Genomic DNA, 25,090 nt, shown 5'->3' with positions numbered 1-25,090 from the left:
TCGGCGCTTTTTTTATTTTCTATTAATCGAGATGATGTTCGATATATTGCTGTCGATATTGTTTAGGTGATAAATCAAAAATTCTTTTAAAGGCCTGACTAAAAGCAGTCTCGGATGAATAGCCGACTTTGTTTGATATTTGCTGAATTGAAAAATTACTTGTGCGTAAGTACTGACTTGCTAAACGAAAACGGTAATGTTGCAAATAAGTTAGAGGTGGTTCCCCAATAATACTATTAAATAGATTTGCGAATTTGGACCGTGACATACAGCATTGTTCTGCTAAAGACTCAACTGTCCAAGCGACTTCTGGTTGGCTGTGAATAGCAGATAGGGCATTACTTAATTCAGGATGGGTTAACGCACTTAGCCAGTTTTGTTGATCTGTCATTTGTTGAACGTGATCACGGATGCACTCAATGAGAAGAATACTGACCAAATGATCAATAATTTTGTCATGTCCCGGCCTGATTTTTTGAGTTTCAATTGCTAAAAAATAAAGCCCAATTTGTAGCCATTCTGGTGGGTTGGTTTGATTTTCGTGTTGAATATGCATGATCGAAGGCAATGCATTAATCAAAGGGCCTGCCATATGAGTATCAATCTGACAGCGCAAACACAGTAATAAGGTTTTATTAGGAGAGGAGGTACCAAATTCAATTGCGTCTTGTCTATGACCGTTAAAAAGCGAAGTAATATCTAATGAATCTACTAATTTAGTTGCTGTTGATTTTGAGTCGGTGGCATTATGTGCCTTTCCAGAAGGAATTAAAATAATATCACCAGCTGTCGCAATTATTTTTTCTGACGCATTAAGTTGAATATATACTGAACCAGTTAAAACAATATAGGCAAGTAAAGCAGATTGATCTTGTGTTTTAAAAGCCCATTCTCCTTGTGCTTTTAAATAAATGTATTCAGACTTATTAAGGTGAATATCATCAAAAAATTTACTTAGTGCATCCATCTTTAAATGATCAATCATTATTTTAATAAAATTATAGTGAGCTATAAGAATAGATCAACATGTGTTTTTAGGACAAAAAAGTGGAAGAAAATGCCAAAGACTTTGAAATAGGTTTTTTGGACGGTTACTACTGTTAAGTAAGTACTATTTCTTTAACTATATAGATATATAGAAAAAGGAAATATGACTATGAATGCACCAGTAAATGTTCAGCACGAACTTATGCCAGTGCCAGCGTCTATGCGTGAGATAGATCGTAAGCGCTATTTATGGATGATTAGTCCAGCTCTACCTGTAATTGGCTTAGGTATTTTAGCTGGTTACCATTTTGGTCCACGCCCATTAAAAAAAGTTTTCGCTTTAGGTGGTCCACTTTTATTACATGTTGTGATCCCTGCAATTGATACTGTTATTGGGAAGGATGCACGTAATCCGACTGATGAAGAAATTAAGCTTTTAGAAAAAGATCCATATTATTCACGTCTTGTGAAAAGTTTTATTCCTTTGCAGTATGCTGCAAATGTTTATGCATGTTATTTAACAAGCCGTAAGACCACGTCATTCATTGATAAAATTTTACTTGGTGTTTCAATGGGGGCGATTAATGGTATTGCGATTAATACAGCCCATGAATTAAGTCATAAGCATGATCGTATTGATCATATTTTATCTCATCTTGCTTTAGTTCCTACAGGTTATAACCATTTCCGTATCGAACATCCTTATGGACACCATAAACGTGCAGCAACTCCTGAAGATCCAGCTTCTTCACGTATGGGCGAAACATTTTATGAGTTCTGGCCACGTACAGTTGTAGGTTCTTTTAAGTCTGCAATTGAAATCGAGAAAAATCGTTTAAAACGTAAAGGAAAAGAGTTCTGGTCAGCAGATAATGAATTATTACAAGGCTGGGGAATGAGCGCTGCTTTCCATGCTTCTATGGTGGGAATTTTTGGTAAAAGTCCAATTCCATATTTAGCGACACAAGCATTTTATGGCATTAGTCTTTTTGAAATTATTAACTATATTGAACATTATGGCTTACTGCGTCAGAAAAAAGAAAATGGTCAATATGAGCGCACAATGCCAGAGCATAGCTGGAACAATAACAACGTAGTAACAAACTTATTTCTGTACCAGTTGCAGCGTCACTCAGATCATCATGCTTATCCGACTCGTCCATTCCAAGCATTACGTCATTTTGATGAGGCGCCAGAATTACCAAGTGGTTATGCAAGTATGTTATTACCTGCGTTAATTCCTTCGTTGTGGTTCAAAATAATGGATAAGCGAGTTTTTGATCACTATAAAGGTGATTTGAACAAAGCGAATATTTCACCAAAACGACGTGCAAAAATCTTCAAAAAATTTGGTGCAGTAGATAAATCATTAGAAGCATAAAAATTGAATAAATAATATATATTCCTGAAATACCAAACCCTCTAATCATGTGATTAGAGGGTTTTATCTTTTAGATAAATCTTAGAGTTATGAAGCAAGAGAGTTTAGATTCTCTTGCGTCTTTTTTATTTTAATTCACTGGAAGATTTACCAAGCTCACGACGCGCAATAATTAATTGTTGAATTTGCTGAGTACCTTCAAAAATATCAAGAATCTTTGAATCACGTGCCCATTTCTCAAGTAGTTCATCTTCGTTATAGCCAACACTTGCTGCTAACTCGACACATTTTAAAGTGATCTCGTTACCAACACGACCTGCTTTTGCTTTTGCAATAGAAGCTTCTTTAGAATTTGGCTTTTTGTTATCAGCCATCCATGTTGCTTTTAACATGAGCAGACGAGCAGCTTCCCATTCAGCCTCCATACGGTAGATTTGTGCTGCAAGGTTAGAAGCATGCAAATAGGGAGTCGAGTAGTCAGGATCAAGCTGATCTTTAAAAATCTCTTTAATACGCTCTAGTGAAGCTTTTGCACAACCGATTGCCATTGCTGCAACTAAAGGCCGAGTATTGTCAAAAGTTTCCATTACACCAGCAAAACCTTTAGCAACATCCACTTCGGCATTACCCAAAAGGTTCTCAGCAGGTACACGGCAGTCAATAAAACTAATCACTGCCGTATCTGATGCTTTAATTCCTAATTTATGTTCGAGACGTTCGACCTTCATGCCAGGCGTACCTTTGGGCACTACAAATGATTTAATAGCTGCACGGCCAAGTTTGCGATCAAGTGTGGCCCAAACAACGACAGAGTCTGCTCGTTCACCTGAGGTCACAAAAATCTTTTCACCATTTAGAATGTAGTCATTGCCATCTTTAGTTGCCGTGGTACGGATAGCGGCAGAGTCGGAGCCACAACCAGGTTCTGTGATGGCCATTGCTGCCCATGTTCCTTTGAACCGTTCTAATTGCTCATCATTTGCGACAGCAGCAATTGCTGAGTTTCCAAGACCCTGACGAGGCATACTCAGTAATAAGCCTGTATCGCCATAACACATCTCAATAATTCCAAGAGCAGTCGACATGTTGGTTCCATTGCGAATACCTTCATTGTCGGTATCACCGCGCTTTCCAGCACCCGCAGCACCAGCATTAATTCCTTCACCACCTTCATTCATGCCATCAATGAGGGAGGCAAGCATATCAAGTTCTTTTGGATATGCATGTTCAGCTTTATCATATTTGCGAGAAATAGGGCGTAAAACATTGATCGCAACATCATGTGCCTGATCAATCATCATTTTGAATTTTTTAGGATTTTGTAAATTCATTAAAGTATCCTCTGATTGATCTTTTAAGCATGTAAGCCAGATTGTAAAATTGCAGTAGCCCGTAAATCGCGGTACCAACGTTCAACAGGATGTTCTTTTGTGAAACCATGTCCACCAAGAATTTGCACACCGTCTGTGCCAATTTTCATGGATTTTTCAGCACAAAGTAGATGGGCTAAGTAAGCTTCGCGGTGAAATGGCTTGCCTGACTCTGCAAGGCTTGCTGCATTTAAAATCAACATACGCATTGCATCAATTTCAATTGCCATATCTGCAATCATGAAAGCGACACTTTGACGATGTGAAATAGGTTCACCGAACGCGGTTCGTTCATTGGCATATTTAATACAGTAAGCTTTTACAGCTTCACATGTACCTACAGCCATTGCACACCACATTAAGTTGCCTAAATCTACAAAGGCTGTGTAATCAAAATCTGTTGCACCTAAACGTAGAGCAGGAGTGTGATTAAAGCGAAGAGTTGCTGTTTCTGTCGCTTTAAGACCCATGGCCGGAGTGTTTTTTATTGAAATTGTTTCATTACACTGCACGACGAATACGTCTGGCTTGCCGTTAAAGTCTGCACTTACTAAAAATACATCAGCTAAATCGCCTAAAATCACTAATGTTTTTTCACCATCAATAAAAAACTGATCATTTTCAAGTGATGCTTTTGTTTTTAAAACATAAGGGTTAAATGCTGGAGTTGTTTCTTGAACAGCAAAAGTTGCTGTAATGTCTGAGTCTTCTGCAAAACATGGTAGGTACATCGACTGAACTTCAGCAGAACCCCAACGTGTGATTGCATTAATAACGCTAAATGTACTGAGTAATCCTGCTGTAAGACTGAAATCACCTTCAGCTAGTTTTTCAGCAATTAATAAGTTACTAACGATATTTTGTTCGGCCGCTACTCCACCGAGTGCTTCTGGAAGTGCATAGTAGTTAAGTCCTAAATCTTCAACATATTGCCAAAGACTTTCAGGAAACTGAGCTTCCTGATCGGCATTATGAGCTAACCCCAATAAAACCTCTTGAGCAAATTGAGACATTGCTTCAGAAGTCATTTGTTGTTCTTCGGTTAAACTTAAATCAAATAAATTTTTTTGTTGGCGAGGTAAACGTTGTTGAGAGATTTGCTCGGGCTTAAATGCTTTTTGAGTCTGCGTTAATGCTCTAAAGCCAGCTTTTGAACCTTGATAAAGAGATTTTTCAACAAATTTACGCAACTTGAGTTGATCAAGTACATCGCTTCCAGCCAATCTTGTGATCAGCGATAAACCCAAACCCTGAGCTTTATTGATCATACTTGTCATGATTATGGTGTCCTAACACATTGTTATTGTTTTATGCTGACACGCCTTATATTAAAAAACTATGTCGTTACTGACATTCGAAAAATGAGTAGATAAATGGTAAATAGAAAATAAGAAAATTATAAGTTTTTGATTTTATTTATTTAAAATAATTGTAATGTTGGGGAGCCGAGAAGGATTGACTAGAATGACATGGAATCATTCTAGTCTTTCATTAAATCAAGCAAAGTTACGAATCATACGTCGCACATTGGTTTTTGCATCAATAACCGTCATAAATGTGTAGGCTCCAATGAATTTACGGCTAATAAACATAAACTCTTTTGGCGGAACTGAAAAATAACGTGAAGCCATTGATTTACTAGCTTGTTGCATAACACGGCTATGAAGCTGGCTTTTCTTCCAGTCATAACGTTCGTGTTCATCCATAAGACCAGCGGGCATATCTGGGTTATTTGCAGGAGTACTGAATGCTTCTGTAGCAAGTAAAAAGACATCAGCCATACCTGGTTTAATACTTTCAGGCATTGCATCAAAGAACTCGTAACCAGTCATGGCTTTGACCATTGCATCTTTATTATGTTGATAACCTGCCTGAATGAGTTGACGGGCAACTGATAGCAAGTGTTCATCAAACTGGCGAATAGCACCAAAATCTAATAATACAATTTTGTCTTGAATGTCTTGGCCATTACCTAAACGAACAAGGTAATTACCAAAGTTAGGGTCAGTTTGCATTTCACCCCATTCAAAAATTTCACGAACGGCAATCTCTAATGACGCTTCACCGAGTTGATTACGACGTTCTTGAGGTAATGACAACATCACAGGGCTATTAATTGGCACACCACGTTCAAAAGTCATACAGAGCACTTGATTTGTGCAATATTCATCTACAATTGTAGGAACAATATAGCGCTCATCATCTTTTAAGCGTTCACCAAAGCGACGAGTAGTGGCAGCTTCAACATCATAGTCAACTTCGCGATGCATCATTTCACGTACTTCATCAAACCACTGATCAAATTCACGGGTTTGTGGAACCATACGCGTCAGTTTAAGCATGTTTTTAAACAAGCTCATATCGGAGTCAATAGCATTTGCAACGCCCGGATATTGAATCTTTAAAACTAACTCTAAACCATCTGATTTACGCGTTGCACGGTGTACTTGTGCGAGAGAGGCCGTACCAATTGGCTCATGATCAATTGTTAAATCATTTAATTTAGCGCCCAATTGCTCTTGAAGGTGCGGCTTAATTGCAGGCCAATCTAAAGCAACTGTCTGGTTATTTAAGGTGTTTAGTGCTTGTGTAATTTCTTCAGGTAAAAAATGCTCACCATAAAGGGCCATCATTTGGCCAATCTTAACAATAGAACCCTTAAGTTTACCTATTTCAGAAACCAGATAATTAGCTTGCTCGCTCATCGCTTTTTTGCGTTTCTTTTCTTTTTCTTCCTCATTAGAAAATAAAGAAGAGGCACTTGCAGTTGCCCAACGTGTTCCTGCAAGTAAAGAAGCTTTCGCGATTGATAAGCGTCGATCCATGGAAGAAGTTTTTAAACTCTTAAGCTTATCTTTCTGATTTGACATGAAAATAGAATCCTATGCGCATCATGCAGCCAAACGCTGGTGATCTAAAATTGTAACGAATATTACATGTTTTGAGCGTATTAAAATAGTTCTCTCAGACTGAATGATCAGTCGAAATGGCTATCTTTATTTCATTAACTTTAAAATAGCCTAAGCAATTTTAAAATTTAAGAAACTTACAGCGTTCAGGTGAGTAAAACTAGGGTAAAAACGGATCTTTCACAAAAACTTAAATTACATTTTAAATTGGATCTTCAATTCAGACTTTTGCATTAAGTGAAGGCGATTGGACTGAATATGCAGTAATAACATTTGTTTGACTGAATCATGCATAAAACCAAGTGCATGAGCTTTTACAATAATAATGCTGGGTAAGGTATAGAAAAAATACTTAACATCCTCGAGTGTTGCGTTATTAAAGATGCGTTGTTCAATTAACGTCTGCTGTAAAAACTGCTTTTCATTTAAGACATAATCTGAAGATTCATCCCAAAAACGGTGACGCATAGCCATCAGATTGTTGTGTTTATAACTCATAAAATTGTCAGCTCAGACTTAAATCTAAATAAAATATATGGAGTCGAGCCATGAATATCAAGTTGAGATTATTTTTTATTCAGTTGCTGTTTGATTTTTTATGTAATTCTTGTAAATAGCCTAAGCGAATTTAAAAATTTTTCTAAAAAAACTATAATCCAAATAATTTCATCTATAACACTACTTATTATGACTCCTGCATGTAGACTGTTAAAAAGTAATAAAATCGAATTTTCTATTCATGAATATGAACATGATTCAAATGCTAAAAGTTTTGGATTAGAAGCAGCAGAAAAACTAAATTTAGATGTAAGGGAAGTATTCAAAACATTGATGGTTAGCGATGATAAGAATTTTTTTGTTGCAATATTGCCAGTTAATCACCAATTAAATTTAAAAAAAGTGGCTATGGCGTTTGGCTGTAAAAAATTGCAAATGGCTAATCCTAAAGACGCTGAACGTTTAACAGGATATTTGGTCGGAGGGATTAGTCCGTTAGGTCAAAAGAAACGCTTAAAAACCGTTATTGATGCATCTGCACAAGAGTTCAGCAAAATCTATGTGAGTGGAGGAAAACGGGGACTAGATATTGGCTTAAACCCGAAAGATCTAGCACAACTCTTAAATGCTCAATTTGTTGATGTACTTGATGAGTAATATAAATCTTTTTCTTATCTCACTAAATTAACTAATTTTAAGATAGGTAGTATTAAATCAAGTTCTTTTAATAAAAACAATTCTCATTATTATTTATATTTAGTATTATGCCGAACCTTATAACTATCTAATAACTTTTGGGTTTGGAGAAAGGGAAAATGAATCAATACAAAAAGGTTCGGGCTAACTCAAATCATCTGATGTGTGCTGAATCACAGTATTTTAAATTAAAACCTTGTTGTATTGCTCTAGCAGCAGTATTTGCGCAGCAGGTTTATGCAAATACAAATATTGAAAAGGAAATCCTTAATAATCAACCGACACAAAAGCCTGTAGCTCAATTGCAAAAAATTATAGTGACGGCGACAAGGACGCCCAAAAATATTGCTGAAATTGCCGGCACAGTTCAAACGATTGAAAAGCAGCAAATTGAACAACAGGCAAATGCTGGACGAAAAATTGCCGATATACTCGCTCAGTTGGTTCCATCACTTGGGGTAAGTAGTGGAACGACTACCAACTATGGGCAAACAATGCGTGGTCGTGATGTCATGATTATGATTGACGGCGTATCACAAAATGGATCACGCGATGTTGCTCGGCAGCTAAATAGTATTAGTCCAGGCATGATTGAACGTATTGAAGTTCTTTCAGGAGCTACAAGTATTTATGGATCAGGTTCTACCGGCGGGATTATTAATATTATTACGAAACGTGCTGATTCGACTAAACCAGTAAGTTTTGAAACTAAACTTGGTATTACGTCTTCCGATACATTTCGGAGTGATAGTCTAGCTTATGATATTGGCCAATCTATTTCATTTAATAAAGATAATATAAATGGTTTCTTAGGGGCTAATTTCACTAGTCGCGGATCTCAGTTCGATAGCCATGGTGATCGTATTGCTATAGCACCTATGCAAGGTAGCCGTCCTGATACTGATACAATTGATATTAATAGTCGTATAAATATAGATTTAACTGATAACCAATCACTAAGTTTGGGTGCACAGTATTATAAGGATGAACAAGATACGAATTATGGTCCTGATTATGGGAAAAATTATATTTATGGAGGAGCGCCTAACTCATATATTGGGAAAAAGGGTTTAGAAATATCTAATCAGCCTTTTACAGAGCGCTATGCATTCAACACTCAATACCAAAATAAAGATATTTTAGGTCAGGTCTTAAATTTAGAAGGATATTACCGTAAAGAAGATGCTCGTTTCTTTCCAGTCTTTTTAGGAGGGGAAGGTACAGAAGCAAAGCAATCTCAATCTGAAATCGAAGTGGCTGGTCTGCGTTCAACAGTACAAAGTGATTTAAATATTATGAATCGTGATCTTAATCTAACTTATGGTTTAGATTATGAACATGAAAAAGATCATCAACATTATGAGCATTTCACAGCGTTTAATACAGGTTTGACCTATAAACCTACAGGTAAAACTTCCGATGCCGGTCCAAATACAACAATTCAAAGTGCTGGCATTTTTATACAAGGTGATTACGCTTTAACAGACCGTATGAATGTCCAGGCTGGTACTCGTTACCAATATATCAAAGCTGAAACAGAACAGTACTCGACTAAAAATGGCATACAGCCAAGCGGATCTGTAAATGACGATGCTGTTTTATTCAATTTGGGAGCGATATATAAATTAACAGATGAGCAGCAAATATTTGCTAATTTCTCTCAAGGTTTTAGCTTTCCAGATGTACAACGGATGATGCGTGATGCATTTAATATCTCAACAGCGAATATTCAACCTATTAGTGTAAACAGCTATGAACTAGGCTGGCGTTTACAAGGGGAGCAAAGCCTAAATCTAGGTATAACGGGTTTCTATAATACCTCAGATAAAGTTGTTCAATTCTACAAGAACAGTAATAAAGAAACTGTTGCTGAGGTTATGGACAAAGACCAACGTGTATATGGTGCTGAACTAACGGCGACCTACCCATTTATGGAAGAGTTTAAAGTTGGGGGAACACTGGGTTATACGCGAGGTCAATATAAAGATACGGATGGTAAATGGAAAGAGTTGAATGCTTTTCAAGTTTCACCAATCAAAGGTACTGTTTTTGCCGAGTGGAACAGTGATGAAGGATATGGTGCTCGTATGCAAATTCTTGCTATAAAAGGTACAAATGAAGCAGTAAAAGATGGTTCACTTTCAGCTGTAAAAATTAAGGGCTATAGCACGATGGATGTTTTGGCTCATTTTCCAGCTTGGAAAGGACGTATAGATTTTGGTGTATATAATGTTTGGAATAGAGACTATCGAACTGTCTATAGTCAACAAGCAGAAAAAGTATATGGTCTTGTAGAAAGTATACCAGCTGAAGGACGTACTTACGGCCTCAGTTATACATTTAATTATTAATATGAAGTGAGATAGGGAATATCTATAAATCATAGGTATTCCTTAATAAATTAAAAAAATAATAAAATAAACTTGCATTATTAAATGTAAATGATTATCATTATCTATATTGAAAGTTGAGGAATATTCTAGTAATTAAGTTTAACGTCTACTACTTTAATGCTAAGTTTTAGGCGATTTAAAGTTATACCAGAGACTCCAATAATAATGATGTTGAAAAAGATGAGTTGATTTCTGGTATGTGAGCGCCTGCAGGATATTATAAAAATAGGCAGGTTCAACTAGCGGTAAATGGAACAAAGAAAAATAAACATTATCAGCGCAACAAAAAGAACTAACCAAAAGCAGTAGGCGAGGATGGCCTACTGCTTTTGTAGTTAAAGTTCATTTCATAGTTATTTATACATTTCAACTCTTTTGGACATTTAACTCTATACAGTAACAGTTCGAGTATGTTTTTGATTAAAAAATAACCACTAATGTTTCATTTATTAACATCCTACCTTTTTAGCGATTTTTTTGTATACCCTGAATAAAACATGATCAAAAAAAGAGGTAAAAACGTGCTTATTTTTCATGGAAAACCTGTTCACGGAGCTATCTTCGATATGGATGGGACAATGTTTGACACTGAGCGATTACGGTTTCAAACATTGCAACAGGCATCTCAAGAACTCATTGGACAGGAATTTTCACACGAATATTTAATGCAATGTTTAGGCTTAAGTGCAACTACTGCTGAGCAACTGGCTCAACGTCTATATGGCGTAAATGTTCCATATAAAGAAATTCGAAAAAAAGCTGATGAGATGGAACTCGAATATATTCGAAAACACGGCGTACCGATTAAAAAAGGTTTGGTTCAAGTTTTAGAACGTTTACGAAAATCTGGTTTAAGAATGGCTGTTGCGACTTCAAGCCGTAGGGCAATTGCCGAAGAATATTTAATTAATGCGAATGTTTATAAATTTTTTGATGTGATTACCTGTGGTGATGAAGTAGAGCAAGGAAAGCCACATCCAGAAATCTTTTTAAAAGCTGCTAGTCAACTTCACTTGGACGCTAACCAGTGTCTTATGTTTGAAGATTCTGAAAATGGTTTAACTTCAGCTCATACTTCAAAAGGTTTAACGATTTTATTAAAAGATATTAAAGAACCAAATGACGAAATGCTGGAAAAAGCACATTTTTATTATGATCAGATGTATGACTTTTTAACCGATCTCGACCAATTTATTCCTGTTATGGACATGCCAGAAATGCAGGAACCTTTTCCGCAAAGTCTGAATCAACTGACAGTGGGAATACATGGTTTCGGTGCTATTGGCGGTGGTTATGTAGCGCAAATCTTGTCACATTGGGATGGGTACACAAAACCAAAAAGAATTATTGCTTCAACACGTAATAGTCTTTTTCGAGAAGCCGTAAATGCATTTGGAACATATAGCATTCGCTATGGGCAATTTTCTTATGATGAACGTATTGAGAATATGACCATTGTTGATTCTGACAACGAACAACAAATGTTGGAGATGTATACCCATTCAAGTTTGATCGCACTGTGTTTACCCGAACAGGCCATCGAAGTTGAGGCAAAAATAATTGCAAAAGGGCTATATGCACGTTTTAACTCATCACTTGAAACATGTATTGAGCCGTTAACTTTTCTAATTATTTTAAATAAAGTCGGTGCGAAATATTTAGTTATGAAACATCTTAGAGAAGCTCTACTAGAATTGACCAACGATGAAGATGTGACTGAGCATATTTTAAAAGAACATTACTTTTGCGACACCGTTGTAAACCGCATGGTTTCAAAGCTATCTAATCAAAATTTATATCGCCAACTTCGTATTAAGCATAATTTTCTTGAACAGCATTTAGAAGATGTGGAAAACGAGGAACAAATCGAAATTGAAGACTGTAATAAATTGACTCAAGATCAGCAAAATCAGGCATCTTTATATGTTGATAACATGCGCCGTAATTTTCAGCCAGGCCATATATTACAAAGCATGGATCTAATTCTGTTTCATAGCGAAACGGATATGCCAATTTATGTAGAAAAAGGCAGCCCTTTACTCGAAAAGTTGCGTCAAGTTGTCTTGGTTAATCAGATTACAGACATTCAATTAATCAAAAACCGACTATGGAATGGCGTGCATGCCATGCTTGCTTGGTATGCATCTTTACTAGGTTATGATTCTATTGGCGTCGCAATGGGGGATCATTCAGTTAAAGCGTTTGCAGAGAATTTAATTAGGGAAGTAAAGCAAGGGCTTGCAATTGTATTACCTAATTATGCAAAAGATCTGGACCGCATGGCACAAAGCTTTCTAGACTCATGTGAATATGCATTTAAAGACCCTTGTCAACGAGTAGCAAGAGATCCACTTCGCAAGTTAACTCATAATGAAAGAGTAATCGCATCAATTGAGGTAAATATTGCACATAATTTACCTTATAAAAACCTATTAAAAGGTGCTGCTTTGGGTTATGCCTATGCGATTCAATTTTTAGAAATTGAAGAGACTAATGCAATTAAACATTTACACGAGCAAGTTAAAAAACTGGATATGAGTGCTGCTCAAAAAGCACAACTTGAAGTTGAGTTAACGCAATTAGTTCAATATTTATTTTCTGAACAAGGCAAACAGCCTTTAAACATGAATATTGTCAACTCAGAAAAAGCGCGTACTCAATATGCCTAAATCCTTTTAATTATGCTCTACAACTGAAAGGCAAACATGCTTTAATACAAGAATTGAATGATTTTGAATTAAAGCTGTGTTGCTAAAACCCTCGACGTTCATGGTGCCAACATCTATACGAGATTATCCTGAGTGGCATCTTGGACGGCAAAATTATGCTTTATGGTATTTAGAAATTAATAATCAAAAAATAGTTGATTATTTAGATGACTTGCGCGCGCATTTTTCAGAATTCTTATTAGAACCCAATAGTCGTCAATATCATATCACGCTGTTTATATGTGGATTTTTAGACCACGAAACCAGAGTTTATAGTGATGACTTTAGTTTGAGTGAATTTGAGCAGCAAAGAGAAATCTTAAAAAAAGAAGATTTTGCTCCGTTTCATTTAAAAATTGGTTCAATCGATAGCTTTAGTAGTGCTCTATTTGTAGAAATAGGAGACACTGAAAATATCTTATTTCAGATACGCCAAAAGTTAGGTTTAGTTTCTAATGAAATTGCGGCTTTAGATTATTGCCCACACATCACTTTGGGGTTGTATAAAACAGACTATAGTAGTGATTTGATTTTACAAAAAATTTCTGAATTACCTGTACAATATAAACAGGCTGAATTTGACCTTAAAGTTGAGCATTTAACATTTGGTTATTATCAAGCTCAAACTTTACAAGGTAAGTTATATCCGTATCAGCATTTGTTTTTAGGTGATGCATGTTGCAACTGATTTTGGGTGGAGCCCGTTCTGGCAAAAGCCGACTGGCTGAACAAACGGCAATAGACAGGCAATTAGCTGTCACTTATGTTGCAACGGCGCAAGCGCTAGATTCTGAAATGCAAAGTCGAATAACCCATCATCAAAATCAGCGTCCTTCTCACTGGTCCTTGGCTGAAGAACCTTTATATTTATCAAAAATGCTGCAAAAAATTGATAGACCTAATCAAATTATTCTTGTGGATTGTTTAACACTTTGGCTAACCAATTTGTTACTTTTAGAAGATCAAAATGTTCAGAAATTTGAATGTGAGCAGCTGTTAAAAATTTTACCCACGCTTCAGTCAGAAATTATTTTAGTAAGTAATGAAACTGGTCTTGGTGTTGTACCACTCGGTGAGATCAGTCGTCGGTTTGTCGATGAAGCAGGCAGACTACATCAAGCTCTAGGGCAAATTGCAGATAAGGTTGTGTTTTGTGTGGCTGGTTTTCCAATGATTTTAAAAGGTGAGAAATAAAATGAACTGGTGGTTACAATCTGTACAGCAACCTGATGTGGACGCAAAACAACAAGCTGAGCAACACCAGCTTCAACTCACTAAACCTACTGGAGCCTTAGGTGATCTAGAACTGATAGCAGTAAAACTTGCTAGTTTGCAATCAAATGCGCATCCACACATTAACCATCCATGGATTACAGTTTTTGCTGGCGATCATGGCGTGGTTGAAGAAAATATCTCTGCATATCCTCAAGCCGTTACCCGTCAAATGTTACAAAACTTCACGACTGGTGGTGCAGCAATTAGTGTTATTGCCAAATATCATCAAGCTCATTTACAAGTGATTGATTGCGGTACAGTTGGTGAAGCATATGAATATGCAGGGGTTGAACGTCATTGTATTCGTGCCGGCACAGCAAATTTTGCCAAACAAGCTGCAATGAATGCAGATGAATGTCGTGCTGCTTTAGAGTTAGGTAAAAACAGTGTAGACACGGCCAAATCTAAAGGTGCAGATATTTATATTGCTGGTGAAATGGGTATAGGAAATACCTGTTCTGCTTCTGCCTTAGCATGTCTTTTATTAAATGATACTGCCGAGCAATTAACCGGAGTTGGTACAGGAATTGGTGCCGATCAGTTAAGACATAAAATTGAAGTAATTGAAAAAGCCATTGAGCTTCATCATAAACATGTTGTTGGTGATGTATTTAAAACACTATGTGTTGTAGGTGGTTTGGAAATTGCGGCAATTACAGGTGCTTATATCCGCTGTGCGCAGGTGGGCTTACCTATCATTGTGGATGGTTTTATTAGTTCGGTCGCTGCTTTATGCGCAGTACGAATGAATTCTAAAGTGCGTGACTGGATGCTTTTTGGCCATCAATCGGCAGAATATGGCCACCAACGTATTTTACAAGAACTCAATGCTGAGCCGATTTTAAAAATGAATTTACGTTTAGGTGAAGGTAGTGGTGCTGGCACTGCTTTGGCATTGGTTAAAATGGCATGTGTATTACACAACCAAATGGCTACCTTTGCTCAAGCTGCCGTAAGCGGGGATAAAATTGGGTAAATTTAGAATTGATTTGCTCAGACATGGCGAAAGTCAATATAGCCATACTTTACGTGGCCATTTAGATGATGAGTTAACAGCAAAAGGTTGGCAGCAAATGCAGTCAACCATTGAGCAAGTGGCTAATCAGCCATGGGATGTCATTATAAGTTCATCATTAAAGCGTTGTGCTTGTTTTGCTGAGCAACTTGCGAAGACAACTCAGCTGCCTTTACTTCTAAATCATGACTTAAAGGAAATGTATTTTGGTGATTGGGAAGGCGTCTCAACTCAGCAAATTTATGAAACCTCACCCAAATTACTTGCAAATTTTTGGCAAAAACCGAGTCAATATTGTCCACCTCGCGCAGAAACATTAAACCAGTTTCAAATAAGGGTTCTTAAAGGCTTTCAAGATTTGCTAAAGCATATGCAAAAGCAAAACTTACAGCATGCTTTAGTTGTTACTCATGGCGGTGTAATTAAGCTATTGGCTTGTTTAGCCAGACAACAACCTCTAGATGACTTACTTAAAATGCCAGCAGAGCTCGGAAAATTATATTCACTCGAATTTTATGAAACAGATGGTCAAATAACTTTTAAGTTAAGATAGTAGTTTTATATTTTTATACACTTGTAAGTTATTATTTTTACAATATTATTTTAGCCTGTGTAATAGAATTGTCATTACTACTATCTAAGCTAATGGCATTTCTTATTAATCACACATTTGGCTTATGAATATTTTATTTAAAACAACTATACTCGCTGCATCACTATTACTCGTTGCGTGTAACGATAATGATGATCAAGGAGCTCAAACTACACCATCTACAAACCAATCAAAATATTATCAAACGAAAACACCTTATCAACCTCAACAAGAAATAAAAAACTATGAACAAACACCGAATGGATTCCAGCCAGTTTTTACAGAGCTAGTAGCACGTCACGGTTCAAGAGGTCTCTCAAGTCTGAAATATGATTTGGCACTTTATAATTTATGGAAACAGGCAAAAGCAGAAAATGCCTTAACACCATTAGGTGAGCAATTAGGTGCTGATTTAGAAGCTATGATGAAGGCAAATATCTTATTAGGCTATGGTGTAGAAGGGATCCGCCAGTATGGTTATGGGAATGAAACTATGACTGGTATTTTAGAACACCGCGGCATTGCCGATCGCTTATTACAGCGCTTACCAACTCTTTTAAACTCGCAAGCATCTATATTGGTACAAAGTTCTGGAGTGGATCGTGCGGTAGATAGCGCAAAATTCTTCACTGCTGAACTCATCAAACAACGACCGCCACTGAAAGATAAAATTGTTCCATTGTCTTATACCAATTTATCGAGTGAAAGCGTGCCAAGTGTTGAAGATGGTGGCGTTGATCGTTTCAAACTCTATTTTCATAGTTTGAATGCAGACGAAGACTTAGCTCAACCCTTGAGTGCTAGCCAACAAAAAATTTATGATGCTAGTCAGGCCTATCAAGATTTTGAAGAAAATAATAAAGATTTAGCACAAAAGTTAGATGAGTTATCGAAAAATACCGAGGCTGAAAAAACAGCTCAAACAGTGCTCAGCCCGATTTTTAAAGCAGACTTTATTAAAAAACTTGGTACAACAGGTTATAGTTTTAGCAACACTGGATCTTTTACAGTCACTTCACCTAAAGGTGAGCAAATTACAGAAAAAGGTAAGGGCAAAAATACGATTGCTAGTGCAGTAGATGCAGCAGCTTATATTTATGAGCTCTATTCAATTTCGGGCGGCATGAAAGATGAGTTGAAAGGTATTAATTTTGATAAATATATGCCGTTAGATGCTGCAAAATTTTATGCTGAATTTAATGATGCGAATGATTTTTATGAAAAAGGTCCAAGTTTCACAGAGTCAAATCAAGTCACAAGTGAAATTGCCCAAGGACTCAAACAGGACTTGTTCCAACAAGTTGATGCGGTTGTAAATAAAACCCAACCATACAAAGCAGTTTTACGTTTTGCCCATGCTGAAATTATTATTCCTCTAGCAACCAGTCTAGATTTACATAATATGATGCAGCCTTTACCGCTTCGCCAGACTTATAATTACTCAACAAACACATGGCGCGGTGAAGTAGTTTCACCTATGGCTGCAAATGTACAGTGGGATATTTATCAAAATAGCCAAGGCTCTACTTTGGTTAAAATGCTTTATAATGAAAAAGAAACTTTGTTTAAATCTACATGTAACTATGCACGTTATACACCAACTAGTTTTTACTATGACTACATCAAATTGAAACAGTGCTATCAAATGCAATAGATTTTCAGTTTTTGAAGTCTTTAATGGGAATAGGGATTGCTATTCCCATTTTTATTTCTTCATAATTCAATTTGTTTTTAAATATAGACCAGTTAGAGACTTGGATATGATACCTTTTTGGATTGCATTGCAATTTTTAACTGTTCTGCCTATTGAGTTAAGGACTATACCAACGGCGCAACAAAATGGTCGAGCTACTTTATTTTATCCGCTGGTCGGGCTGATTATTGGTGGCATACTTTTTATTGTTGCCTGTCTTCTTGCCAAATTACCCATTCTTTTACTTACGACAATCATACTCACTTTATGGATTTGGCTGACAGGTGGATTGCATTTAGATGGGCTAGCGGATACTGCAGATGCGTGGATAGGCGGTTTTGGTGACAAGCTGCGTACTTTACAAATCATGAAGGATCCAAGTTGTGGCCCAATTGGAGTTCTCAGCTTAGTTATCATATGTTTGCTCAAATTTGCACTGGTTTATGTATTGATTGAACAGCATCAAACGTTATTTTTAGTCTTTGTTCCTTGCCTTGGACGTATTGTGCCATCTATTTTGTTTTTAACTACACCCTATGTCCGTGAAAAAGGTTTAGGGCGTTCTTTGACAGACCATTTACCCAAAACTGCTTCATGGATAATTACTGGGTTCGTTCTACTATTACCTTTGTATTGGGAGTTGCAAGGGCTTATTGCCATCATTAGTTTTTTAATAAGTCTCGTTTATTTGAGACATGTGTTTATAAAAAGCATTGGTGGTATTACAGGGGATACAGTTGGTGCAGCAATTGAGATTAGTGAAACCGTGCTGCTTTTTGCTTTTGTTTTGAGTTATTTTTATTTAGTTTAATTTTGAGTTCCATTAAAAAATAAAAAAGCCCTCAAAAATGAGGGCTTAATTTTCAATTGTAAAAAGATGAATTAACGGTTTGGTAAAACATTTTTTAAAGCTTCATGCATTTCAAGCAATGTCTTTTCAGTAGTTTCCCAATCGATACAACCATCAGTTACTGATTTACCATATTCAAGGTCACAAAGATTTTCAGGAATATCTTGGCGGCCGCCTTTTAAGTGACTTTCGACCATAATACCTACGATTGACTTGTTACCATCTAAAATTTGTTCAGTAATATTTTTAAGAACAAGCGGTTGTAAGTACGGGTCTTTATTTGAGTTAGCATGGCTCGCATCAATCATGATTTTGTTGCTCACTTTTGCTTTTGCTAAAGCATTTTCTGCTTCCGCAACAGAGCCTGCGTCATAGTTCGGTTTGCCATTACCACCACGTAATACAACGTGTGCATAAGGGTTACCATTTGTATTAATAATTGAAACCTGACCGTCTTCATTTAGACCTAAGAAACTATGGCCATATTTAACAGATTGCATCGCATTGGTTGCAACAGTTAAGCCACCGTCTGTACCATTTTTAAAACCAACTGGTGAAGATAAGCCAGAAGACATTTCACGGTGAGTTTGGCTCTCTGTTGTACGTGCGCCAATTGCAGACCATGAAATTAAGTCTTGGTAGTACTGTGGAGAGTTAGGATCGAGTGCTTCAGTTGCACATGGCAAACCTTTTTCATTCAACTCAAGCAAGAGTTTACGGCCAATACGTAAACCTTTTTCGATATTAAATGAGTCATTCATATCAGGGTCATTGATTAGGCCTTTCCAACCAATTGTTGTACGTGGTTTTTCAAAATAAACACGCATAACTAGATATAGAGTATCTTTAACCTTTTCGCTTAGCGCTTTTAAGCGATCAGCATATTCGTGAGCAGCTTTTGGGTCGTGAATAGAGCAAGGACCAATAACAACAAACAAACGTTTATCTGAACCATCTAAAATATTACGAATAGTTTCGCGGCCTTTTAGAACAGTTTGCGAAGCAACATCAGATAAAGGAAGTTCTGACTTAAGCTCATTTGGTGTTACAAGAGTTTGAATGCTTTTAATATTAACGTCGTCGATATCTGGCTTTGAAACGGAATTTGAATGTGTAGTCATTGCTGTCACTGGTTCGATCATACTAAAGGTTGTTTTGTGTACTGAATATACCATGAAATAATTATGAAAATACTACATCTCATGGTATTTCAGATTGGAAAAATCCTATTGATTTTACTATCTTTCAGTTGAGTTGCCTGTTTTTTCGGCAACTACTGCTTGTTGTTGTACCACAGGTGCTTTCGGTTTTGCTTTGACTGGATGAACCATAAAGTTAACACCGAGGGCAAATAGGGTAATCCCTAGAATTTTTCGGATTAAACGTTCAGGCATACGAGAGCTAATTAATGTTCCAATAATAATTGCTGGAATTGAACCCACCAATAACCACATCAGAAGTGTAAAGTCGACGTTACCAGCACTCATGTGTCCAAGGCCAGCCACTAAGGTAAGCAATACTGCATGTACAACATCCGACCCAATAATTCGGATCATAGGTAAGTTCGGGAACATAATCACAAGTGCCATTATTCCAAATGCACCCGCACCAACTGATGAAAGAGTTACGAATACACCTAAAATGATACCCATAATCACGATAAAGCTACGTTTTTTATGGATTGCTAACTGCTCATTTTCACTTTGAGTAACTTCTTTAGTTCTGAATTTATTAAAGAATTTCTCAATACGCGTACGGAAAATGATGGAAACACCAGTTAAGGTCAACATAAAACCTAACACCATGGTGAGTACAGCTTTATAGTGTGTTGACTGGCTTAAATAATGCTCAAGTACCCATGAAGTAATGAAAGATGCAGGAATACTACCTACGGCTAACCATAAAACAATTGGCCAGACAATATTGAGTTTTCTAGCGTGAACCATTGATCCACAAAATTTTGAGATTGCAGCATAAAGTAAATCGGTACCAATCGCGATATGAGGTTCAATTCTAAAAAGGCTAATTAAAATTGGTGTCATTAATGATCCACCACCAACTCCTGTAATCCCTACACAGAAACCAACTAACATACCCGCTAAGATAAATTCAAAAGCACCAGACATCTTTATCGCCACTTATCACGAAACGCAGATATCTTATTCCTTTTAGAGATAAACAGTTGTCATGAATAATGATTTACTTATGCAAAAAAAAGCTAAGCAACGAAAATTTTGCTTAGCTTGTACTATTTTTCATCATTTTTAAAGAAAATGATTATTTTGATGACTTTAGTGGGTTAATTAAAAGTATAAGAATAAAAGTTAATGGCGTTGCAAAGATCCACCAACTGACAAAACCAATTGAAAATTTATATTGTTGAATAAGAATAAATGCACATAAACCAAATAGCATGAATGCAGCTATTTTAAAGTGCCGGTAATATTTTTGAGCTAATGATTTGAAATGACCTGTTGATTTCGGTGATCGATATTTTTCGCTCGCCATAAACAACAAATACATCCCTAATAAAATTAAGATGAAAGCTATAAGAATCATGAGCTCACCTCAGTATTTAATTTATTCAGCTTTTTTTGAATTTTTGCGACAGCTTTATGCTGGATAGGTTGAATTTTGCAAAATATAAAAATGGCTAAAGCTGCAAATAGCCACAAAAATACATCTACACGTGCAAAGATCCAATAATCACTGAGGCTTTGAACATACTCATGTTTAAGTAAATAAATTAGATTTAAGATTGGAAGTGCAAGACACAGCATAATAAAAACGCTAAGTTGAGTTCGCCACAAATGCTGTTTTTTAGTGATTAATGCAATGATTAAGCTGATTAACCAAACTAAGAAAAAGCTATAAATTTCATAATTGATTGTGGTTGAAGTGACTGTAAATAATCGATTGGCGCTTAAATAGGCGACAGTTGCAGAAGGTAATCCCACAAACGCTGCAACATTTAATCGATCAACTAAGTAGTGCCCAAAATGAAACTTACTATTCTTATTTTGAATTTGTCGTTTAAGACTCCAGAGTAACAAACCAGAGGAAATCATTACACAGCCTAAAATGCCTGAGAAAAAGAATCCTAAGCGAAGTAAAGGTTGAGCAAATGTTGCCATGTGCAGGCCATAGACACCCGCATTTAACGTTGCAATAGGACTATTATTACGTGTATCTGCCAAGACTTTGCCAGTTGAAGCATTTAAGGTAATTTGAGGCTGATTTCGAGTAATAGTGCGGTCTTCTTTTTGAATAAATGTAATTTGAGCTTGATTGGTATTTGGATTTTTTACACTCATTGTTGATAAAGGTTGGTTGCCCCAACTTTGTTGAACTTGGCTCAACAGCTTCTCAATAGCTAAGTTTTGAGCAGGCTGAATCGATTGATTCTCAAGTACAGTCTTTGTGCGGATTTCGGTAAAATATTGATAAGGGTTTTCAGGGTAAAGCTTTTGCATTCCCCAAGGCAAATATAAATAAAAGAAAATAGCTAAGCCCGTAAATGTAATAGTTAAAAAGAAGGGCAGAGCAACGACTGAAGAAATATTGTGAAAGTCTAGCCATGAGCGCTGAGACTTAAATGTGCGTAAAGTAAAAAAGTCGGTGAATATTTTTTTATGGGTAATAATGCCTGAAACCAAAGCAATCAGCATAATAAATGCGGCAAGACATACGACTAATCGCCCAACTATGATTGGAATTCCAAAAAGTTGGTAATGGAAACGGTAAAAAAAATCGCCGCCTAGAGTTGCCGAAAGTTGAAGCTCTTTTCCCGTGTTAGCATCAAGTGTGGCATTGCCATAACCGCCGTCAGCTTTTTCCCAATACATAGTGTTGACGGGACTTTCTGGTGTTGCAACTGTTAAATACCAAGATTTGGCATCTGGAGCGTTTTCTTGTAAATATTGATATGCTGTTTTAATAGCAATATCTTGCTTTACTTCATATTGTGCAAGTGCAGGCTGCATCCATAAATTAATTTCGTGGCGGTAATAAGATAGGCTACCCATTAAGAAAATGGCAAATACGAGCCATCCAAAAATTAAGCCAGTCCATGAGTGTAGCCATGCCATAGATTGACGTATACCTTTATGCATAACCCACCGTCCGTGTCACAATAAAGAAAAGGGCAAATAGTGCGATTGATAAAATGGTCAGTCGTACTAATGATTGAATGCAGAAACCAACAATTACAAAGACTACGTAAAATAAAATCGATATAAATGCTGAAAGATAGATAGCCTCAGCTTTGTCCAGATTCAAAAGGAAAATTCCAGTGAGTCCAAGACTTAAATACGTCATACAGGCAAAGCCCATACCGAAAACTAGCAAGAATCGATAGAAAACTTTTATACGATATGACACAGGGAGATTTACAGTTTTGGACATCTTGACTGACACATAAACAAAGAATAATAAGTAAAGCCAATCCCTAAATTGAGATTGGCTACGGTATTAATATTTAAACTTTACAGCAACTGTATAGTTGGCTGGAGCGCCATAGTAACCTTGGCCACCAGATAAACCTGTCAAATATTTTTCATTTGTCAGGTTGTTACCATTTACTTGGAACAGTACATGTTCGTTTAAATCATAACTGGCCATAACGTTAAGCAATGCATACGCATCCTGTTTTACAGTTGAGTAAGAGGTATCATGTATATCATCTTGCCACTTAATGCTTGCACCAACTTTTAACTTTGGAATCTGTGGAACAGTATAAGATGCCAAAACGTTAAGCGTTTGAGTCGGGATATTAGGTCTACCTCTTTCACCCGTTTCCATATTTTTTAGACTAAATGTTGAAAAACCAAAAACCAAATCTAAGTTATCAGTTAATTTTCCAGTTAATCCTACCTCAACACCTTGCGATCTAATCGTTCCGATTGGAGATGAGTATTTGTTATAAAGCGGATCCCATAATGGGTTTAGTGCAAAATTATCTTCATCTGTTCTAAAGATGGCGATATTTCCTGTTAAAGCCCCATCTAACCAAGCGCTTTTTACACCTAATTCATAGCTTTCACCCTCTACTGGTACAGCTGTTTGTTTAGTAGAAAGATCAATAACAGTTTGTGGTCTAAAAATAGAGGTATAACTCATATAACCTGTGTATTCAGGAGTAAAGTTATATGTAATACCTGCATATGGAGAAACTTTATTCTTTTTATATTCTAAAGTGTCGATTTCAGTGTAGTTGGCACCTAAGATAAATTTAAGATCCTCACCTAAATGAAGACGAGTCGCACCGTAAACGGACTTCATGGTTCTTTCTTCTGGGTCTGCATAGGTAAAGTCTCCCCAAGTCGGTTCTTCAGGAGTCCAGCTTGGTAAGTCTGTGGTAATAACACCTAAACTACTGCCATACGAATAAACACTTTGAGCACTATATTTTGACCAGTTATAACCAATATTTGCTTCGTGTTGCTGTCCTAATAAATTAAAAGTACCTTGAATGTCTGCATTAGCAGTAGTTTCTTTAAATTTCTGATTATAAATTTCTGGATATAGTGAAATACCAGACGTATTGTCAGTAGCAGAAGGAAAACCACTGAGATAAAGCATTTTATCTTTAACATCTGATTTCTTAAGGTTATAGCCTAATCTTAACTTCCAGTCTCCCCATAATTTTTGTTCAATATTGGCAAAATAATTATCTATTTCCCAATCGTAGTATGTCCATGACGGTGCATAATTATAGTTACGAGAATAACTTAATGGTTCACCTTTGGAGTTAACCAAGGGTAGAGCACCCCATTGAGAACCATTAGCGTATTGACGAGTTTTCGAATATCCTGCTGAAACATTCGTAGTGTCTGTAACGTCAGCTTCTAAAATTCCTTGAAAGCCATTCTTTTCTTCTGAATAGCGGTCTAGATAAGAATCTCCTACTTTCTCATAACCTACAAGACGTCCTCGTACTCGTCCATCTTGTGTAAGAGAACCAGAGATATCCGCTTCATAACGTTGTGTATCCCATGAACCATAGCTCACCCCGGCATTTGCTTGAAATTCTTTAGTGGGACGTTTACGAATATAATTAATTGTAGCGCCAGGATCCCCTAGAGCATTTGTCAGGGCATCAGCACCTTTGACAATTTCAACACGATCATAGAAATAACTATCTGCATCACTATTATTATAGTTATAGCTGTCAACTTGAGGGATACCGATTCCATCAACCAAAATGTTTGAAATATCAAAACCACGAGCAGTATAAGTTGTTCGGTTTGTTTCTAATCCAGTTACAGTTACACCTGGTGTATTACTTAAAATATCTCGGGTACTGGTAAGTCCGAAATCTTCAATTTGCTGACGAGTAACAACGTTAATGGTTTGAGGAGTTTCTTTAGCCTCAATATTAAGCTTGGTTGCACTACTCGAATTTTTAACATTATATGCTTTAGTTTGTTCAGAAGACTGTTCAGCATTTGAGGCTTTAACTTGGATCGTCTGTAAAGCTTGTACCTGTGCATCTTGGGCATAGGTGAGGTTTGCATAACAAATCGCGCAGGCGATTACGGTAAGCTTAAATGGTCGAGGTGGGATATTCATAAGATTAAAGATAATGTAAATAATTCTCATTTATTTTATTGTTTGTAAATGTAAGCTACAATTCAAATTGCATTGTTAATTTAGATTAAAAGATGGTGAATGAGTGTAATTTTAGATAGCTTGTGCTGTGGTCGCTCTTGGTAAGTATATATA

At 36.6% G+C, this 25,090-nt stretch carries 21 protein-coding genes and 1 pseudogene; 11 read left to right on the top strand and 11 right to left on the bottom strand.

Annotated features, from left to right (window positions below):
- Window positions 1-22: 22 nt before the first annotated feature.
- The gene (locus tag AW165_RS09895) at window positions 23-967 is read right to left on the bottom strand and encodes an AraC family transcriptional regulator (RefSeq protein ID WP_025469672.1); all 945 of its coding nucleotides are present in this window, start codon (window positions 965-967) and stop codon (window positions 23-25) included.
- Window positions 968-1,156: 189 nt separating this feature from the next.
- Between AW165_RS09895 and AW165_RS09890 the strand changes: the two genes are divergently transcribed.
- A complete protein-coding gene (locus AW165_RS09890) occupies window positions 1,157-2,368 on the top strand; it encodes an alkane 1-monooxygenase (protein ID WP_060465714.1) in 1,212 nt (403 codons plus the stop codon).
- 125 nt (window positions 2,369-2,493) lie between these two features.
- Here AW165_RS09890 and AW165_RS09885 read toward each other — a convergent pair whose 3' ends face one another.
- From AW165_RS09885 to AW165_RS09870, 4 genes are all read right to left on the bottom strand, one after another.
- Complete coding sequence (locus tag AW165_RS09885) at window positions 2,494-3,699, bottom strand: acyl-CoA dehydrogenase family protein (protein WP_014206631.1); 1,206 nt, start codon at window positions 3,697-3,699, stop codon at window positions 2,494-2,496.
- Between the two features lie 23 nt (window positions 3,700-3,722).
- Window positions 3,723-5,006 carry an acyl-CoA dehydrogenase family protein gene (locus AW165_RS09880; protein WP_171254249.1) on the bottom strand — a complete coding sequence of 428 codons (1,284 nt, stop codon included), beginning with the start codon at window positions 5,004-5,006 and terminating at the stop codon, window positions 3,723-3,725.
- A gap of 228 nt (window positions 5,007-5,234) precedes the next feature.
- The gene (locus tag AW165_RS09875; protein WP_017386866.1) at window positions 5,235-6,608 is read right to left on the bottom strand and encodes an ABC1 kinase family protein; all 1,374 of its coding nucleotides are present in this window, start codon (window positions 6,606-6,608) and stop codon (window positions 5,235-5,237) included.
- Between the two features lie 234 nt (window positions 6,609-6,842).
- Window positions 6,843-7,145, bottom strand: a complete 303-nt coding sequence (locus AW165_RS09870; RefSeq protein ID WP_060465712.1) for a hypothetical protein — start codon at window positions 7,143-7,145, stop codon at window positions 6,843-6,845.
- A 189-nt stretch (window positions 7,146-7,334) separates the two neighbouring features.
- Between AW165_RS09870 and ybaK the strand changes: the two genes are divergently transcribed.
- The 9 genes from ybaK to AW165_RS09825 all read left to right on the top strand — a co-directional run bounded on the left by ybaK (window position 7,335) and on the right by AW165_RS09825 (window position 18,328).
- Window positions 7,335-7,802, top strand: a complete 468-nt coding sequence (gene ybaK / locus AW165_RS09865; protein WP_060465711.1) for a Cys-tRNA(Pro) deacylase — start codon at window positions 7,335-7,337, stop codon at window positions 7,800-7,802.
- A 158-nt stretch (window positions 7,803-7,960) separates the two neighbouring features.
- Window positions 7,961-10,192, top strand: coding sequence for a TonB-dependent receptor (locus tag AW165_RS09860; RefSeq protein WP_081410600.1), 2,232 nt, complete (start codon window positions 7,961-7,963; stop codon window positions 10,190-10,192).
- Window positions 10,193-10,755: 563 nt separating this feature from the next.
- Window positions 10,756-12,903: a bifunctional mannitol-1-phosphate dehydrogenase/phosphatase gene (gene mtlD, locus AW165_RS09855; RefSeq protein ID WP_060465796.1), complete on the top strand. Its 2,148-nt coding sequence runs from the start codon at window positions 10,756-10,758 to the stop codon at window positions 12,901-12,903.
- A 100-nt stretch (window positions 12,904-13,003) separates the two neighbouring features.
- Complete coding sequence (locus AW165_RS09850; RefSeq protein WP_060465709.1) at window positions 13,004-13,630, top strand: 2'-5' RNA ligase family protein; 627 nt, start codon at window positions 13,004-13,006, stop codon at window positions 13,628-13,630.
- Complete coding sequence (gene cobU / locus AW165_RS09845) at window positions 13,618-14,136, top strand: bifunctional adenosylcobinamide kinase/adenosylcobinamide-phosphate guanylyltransferase (RefSeq protein WP_060465708.1); 519 nt, start codon at window positions 13,618-13,620, stop codon at window positions 14,134-14,136. The genes AW165_RS09850 and cobU overlap by 13 nt, the downstream gene beginning before the upstream one ends.
- Before the next feature lies 1 nt (window position 14,137).
- Window positions 14,138-15,193 (top strand): nicotinate-nucleotide--dimethylbenzimidazole phosphoribosyltransferase, encoded by a 1,056-nt coding sequence (cobT, locus tag AW165_RS09840; RefSeq protein WP_060465707.1) that lies wholly within the window; start codon window positions 14,138-14,140, stop codon window positions 15,191-15,193.
- Window positions 15,186-15,785 (top strand): histidine phosphatase family protein, encoded by a 600-nt coding sequence (locus AW165_RS09835; RefSeq protein ID WP_060465706.1) that lies wholly within the window; start codon window positions 15,186-15,188, stop codon window positions 15,783-15,785. Before cobT ends, AW165_RS09835 begins: the two co-directional genes overlap by 8 nt.
- Before the next feature lie 124 nt (window positions 15,786-15,909).
- Window positions 15,910-17,478 (top strand): histidine-type phosphatase, encoded by a 1,569-nt coding sequence (locus AW165_RS09830; protein WP_060465705.1) that lies wholly within the window; start codon window positions 15,910-15,912, stop codon window positions 17,476-17,478.
- A 106-nt stretch (window positions 17,479-17,584) separates the two neighbouring features.
- A complete protein-coding gene (locus AW165_RS09825) occupies window positions 17,585-18,328 on the top strand; it encodes an adenosylcobinamide-GDP ribazoletransferase (RefSeq protein WP_060465704.1) in 744 nt (247 codons plus the stop codon).
- Window positions 18,329-18,399: 71 nt separating this feature from the next.
- On the opposite strand, the gene AW165_RS09820 is transcribed toward AW165_RS09825, so the two are convergent.
- Both AW165_RS09820 and AW165_RS09815 read right to left on the bottom strand, forming a co-directional pair.
- Complete coding sequence (locus tag AW165_RS09820; RefSeq protein WP_078220773.1) at window positions 18,400-19,509, bottom strand: 3-deoxy-7-phosphoheptulonate synthase; 1,110 nt, start codon at window positions 19,507-19,509, stop codon at window positions 18,400-18,402.
- 96 nt (window positions 19,510-19,605) lie between these two features.
- Window positions 19,606-20,493 (bottom strand): sulfite exporter TauE/SafE family protein, encoded by an 888-nt coding sequence (locus AW165_RS09815; RefSeq protein ID WP_017482233.1) that lies wholly within the window; start codon window positions 20,491-20,493, stop codon window positions 19,606-19,608.
- Window positions 20,494-20,554: 61 nt separating this feature from the next.
- Here AW165_RS09815 and AW165_RS19200 point away from each other — a divergent pair.
- Window positions 20,555-20,670 (top strand): annotated as a pseudogene (locus tag AW165_RS19200) (hypothetical protein).
- Here the strand turns inward: AW165_RS19200 and AW165_RS09810 are convergent.
- The 4 genes from AW165_RS09810 to AW165_RS09795 form a co-directional block, all read right to left on the bottom strand.
- Window positions 20,645-20,926, bottom strand: a complete 282-nt coding sequence (locus tag AW165_RS09810; RefSeq protein WP_017482232.1) for a hypothetical protein — start codon at window positions 20,924-20,926, stop codon at window positions 20,645-20,647. The pseudogene AW165_RS19200 and the gene AW165_RS09810 sit on opposite strands and share 26 nt — an antisense overlap.
- Entirely contained in the window at window positions 20,923-22,479 is a 1,557-nt protein-coding gene (locus tag AW165_RS09805) for a PepSY-associated TM helix domain-containing protein (protein ID WP_060465703.1), read from the bottom strand. The genes AW165_RS09810 and AW165_RS09805 overlap by 4 nt, the downstream gene beginning before the upstream one ends.
- On the bottom strand, window positions 22,472-22,771 hold the full coding sequence (locus AW165_RS09800) for a hypothetical protein (protein WP_005802273.1): 300 nt from the start codon (window positions 22,769-22,771) through the stop codon (window positions 22,472-22,474). Before AW165_RS09800 ends, AW165_RS09805 begins: the two co-directional genes overlap by 8 nt.
- A 66-nt stretch (window positions 22,772-22,837) precedes the next feature.
- On the bottom strand, window positions 22,838-24,937 hold the full coding sequence (locus AW165_RS09795) for a TonB-dependent siderophore receptor (protein WP_060465702.1): 2,100 nt from the start codon (window positions 24,935-24,937) through the stop codon (window positions 22,838-22,840).
- Window positions 24,938-25,090 lie beyond the last annotated feature (153 nt).

The organism is Acinetobacter sp. LMB-5, from assembly GCF_001541635.1.
Lineage (GTDB): Bacteria > Pseudomonadota > Gammaproteobacteria > Pseudomonadales > Moraxellaceae > Acinetobacter > Acinetobacter pittii.
The sequence above is the reverse complement of the archived record's forward strand: the minus strand, read 5'-3'. Positions and strand labels throughout refer to the sequence as shown.

Bases quoted from the DNA above. Each gene is read 5' to 3' on its own strand.
- AW165_RS09895 (WP_025469672.1), bottom strand. From the start codon at position 967: ATGGATGCACTAAGTAAATTTTTTGATGATATTCACCTTAATAAGTCT.
- AW165_RS09890 (WP_060465714.1), top strand. From the start codon at position 1,157: ATGAATGCACCAGTAAATGTTCAGCACGAACTTATGCCAGTGCCAGCG.
- AW165_RS09885 (WP_014206631.1), bottom strand. From the start codon at position 3,699: ATGAATTTACAAAATCCTAAAAAATTCAAAATGATGATTGATCAGGCA.
- AW165_RS09880 (WP_171254249.1), bottom strand. From the start codon at position 5,006: ATGATCAATAAAGCTCAGGGTTTGGGTTTATCGCTGATCACAAGATTG.
- AW165_RS09875 (WP_017386866.1), bottom strand. From the start codon at position 6,608: ATGTCAAATCAGAAAGATAAGCTTAAGAGTTTAAAAACTTCTTCCATG.
- AW165_RS09870 (WP_060465712.1), bottom strand. From the start codon at position 7,145: ATGAGTTATAAACACAACAATCTGATGGCTATGCGTCACCGTTTTTGG.
- ybaK (WP_060465711.1), top strand. From the start codon at position 7,335: ATGACTCCTGCATGTAGACTGTTAAAAAGTAATAAAATCGAATTTTCT.
- AW165_RS09860 (WP_081410600.1), top strand. From the start codon at position 7,961: ATGAATCAATACAAAAAGGTTCGGGCTAACTCAAATCATCTGATGTGT.
- AW165_RS09850 (WP_060465709.1), top strand. From the start codon at position 13,004: ATGGTGCCAACATCTATACGAGATTATCCTGAGTGGCATCTTGGACGG.
- cobU (WP_060465708.1), top strand. From the start codon at position 13,618: ATGTTGCAACTGATTTTGGGTGGAGCCCGTTCTGGCAAAAGCCGACTG.
- cobT (WP_060465707.1), top strand. From the start codon at position 14,138: ATGAACTGGTGGTTACAATCTGTACAGCAACCTGATGTGGACGCAAAA.
- AW165_RS09830 (WP_060465705.1), top strand. From the start codon at position 15,910: ATGAATATTTTATTTAAAACAACTATACTCGCTGCATCACTATTACTC.
- AW165_RS09825 (WP_060465704.1), top strand. From the start codon at position 17,585: ATGATACCTTTTTGGATTGCATTGCAATTTTTAACTGTTCTGCCTATT.
- AW165_RS09820 (WP_078220773.1), bottom strand. From the start codon at position 19,509: ATGATCGAACCAGTGACAGCAATGACTACACATTCAAATTCCGTTTCA.
- AW165_RS09815 (WP_017482233.1), bottom strand. From the start codon at position 20,493: ATGTCTGGTGCTTTTGAATTTATCTTAGCGGGTATGTTAGTTGGTTTC.
- AW165_RS09810 (WP_017482232.1), bottom strand. From the start codon at position 20,926: ATGATTCTTATAGCTTTCATCTTAATTTTATTAGGGATGTATTTGTTG.
- AW165_RS09805 (WP_060465703.1), bottom strand. From the start codon at position 22,479: ATGCATAAAGGTATACGTCAATCTATGGCATGGCTACACTCATGGACT.
- AW165_RS09800 (WP_005802273.1), bottom strand. From the start codon at position 22,771: ATGTCCAAAACTGTAAATCTCCCTGTGTCATATCGTATAAAAGTTTTC.
- AW165_RS09795 (WP_060465702.1), bottom strand. From the start codon at position 24,937: ATGAATATCCCACCTCGACCATTTAAGCTTACCGTAATCGCCTGCGCG.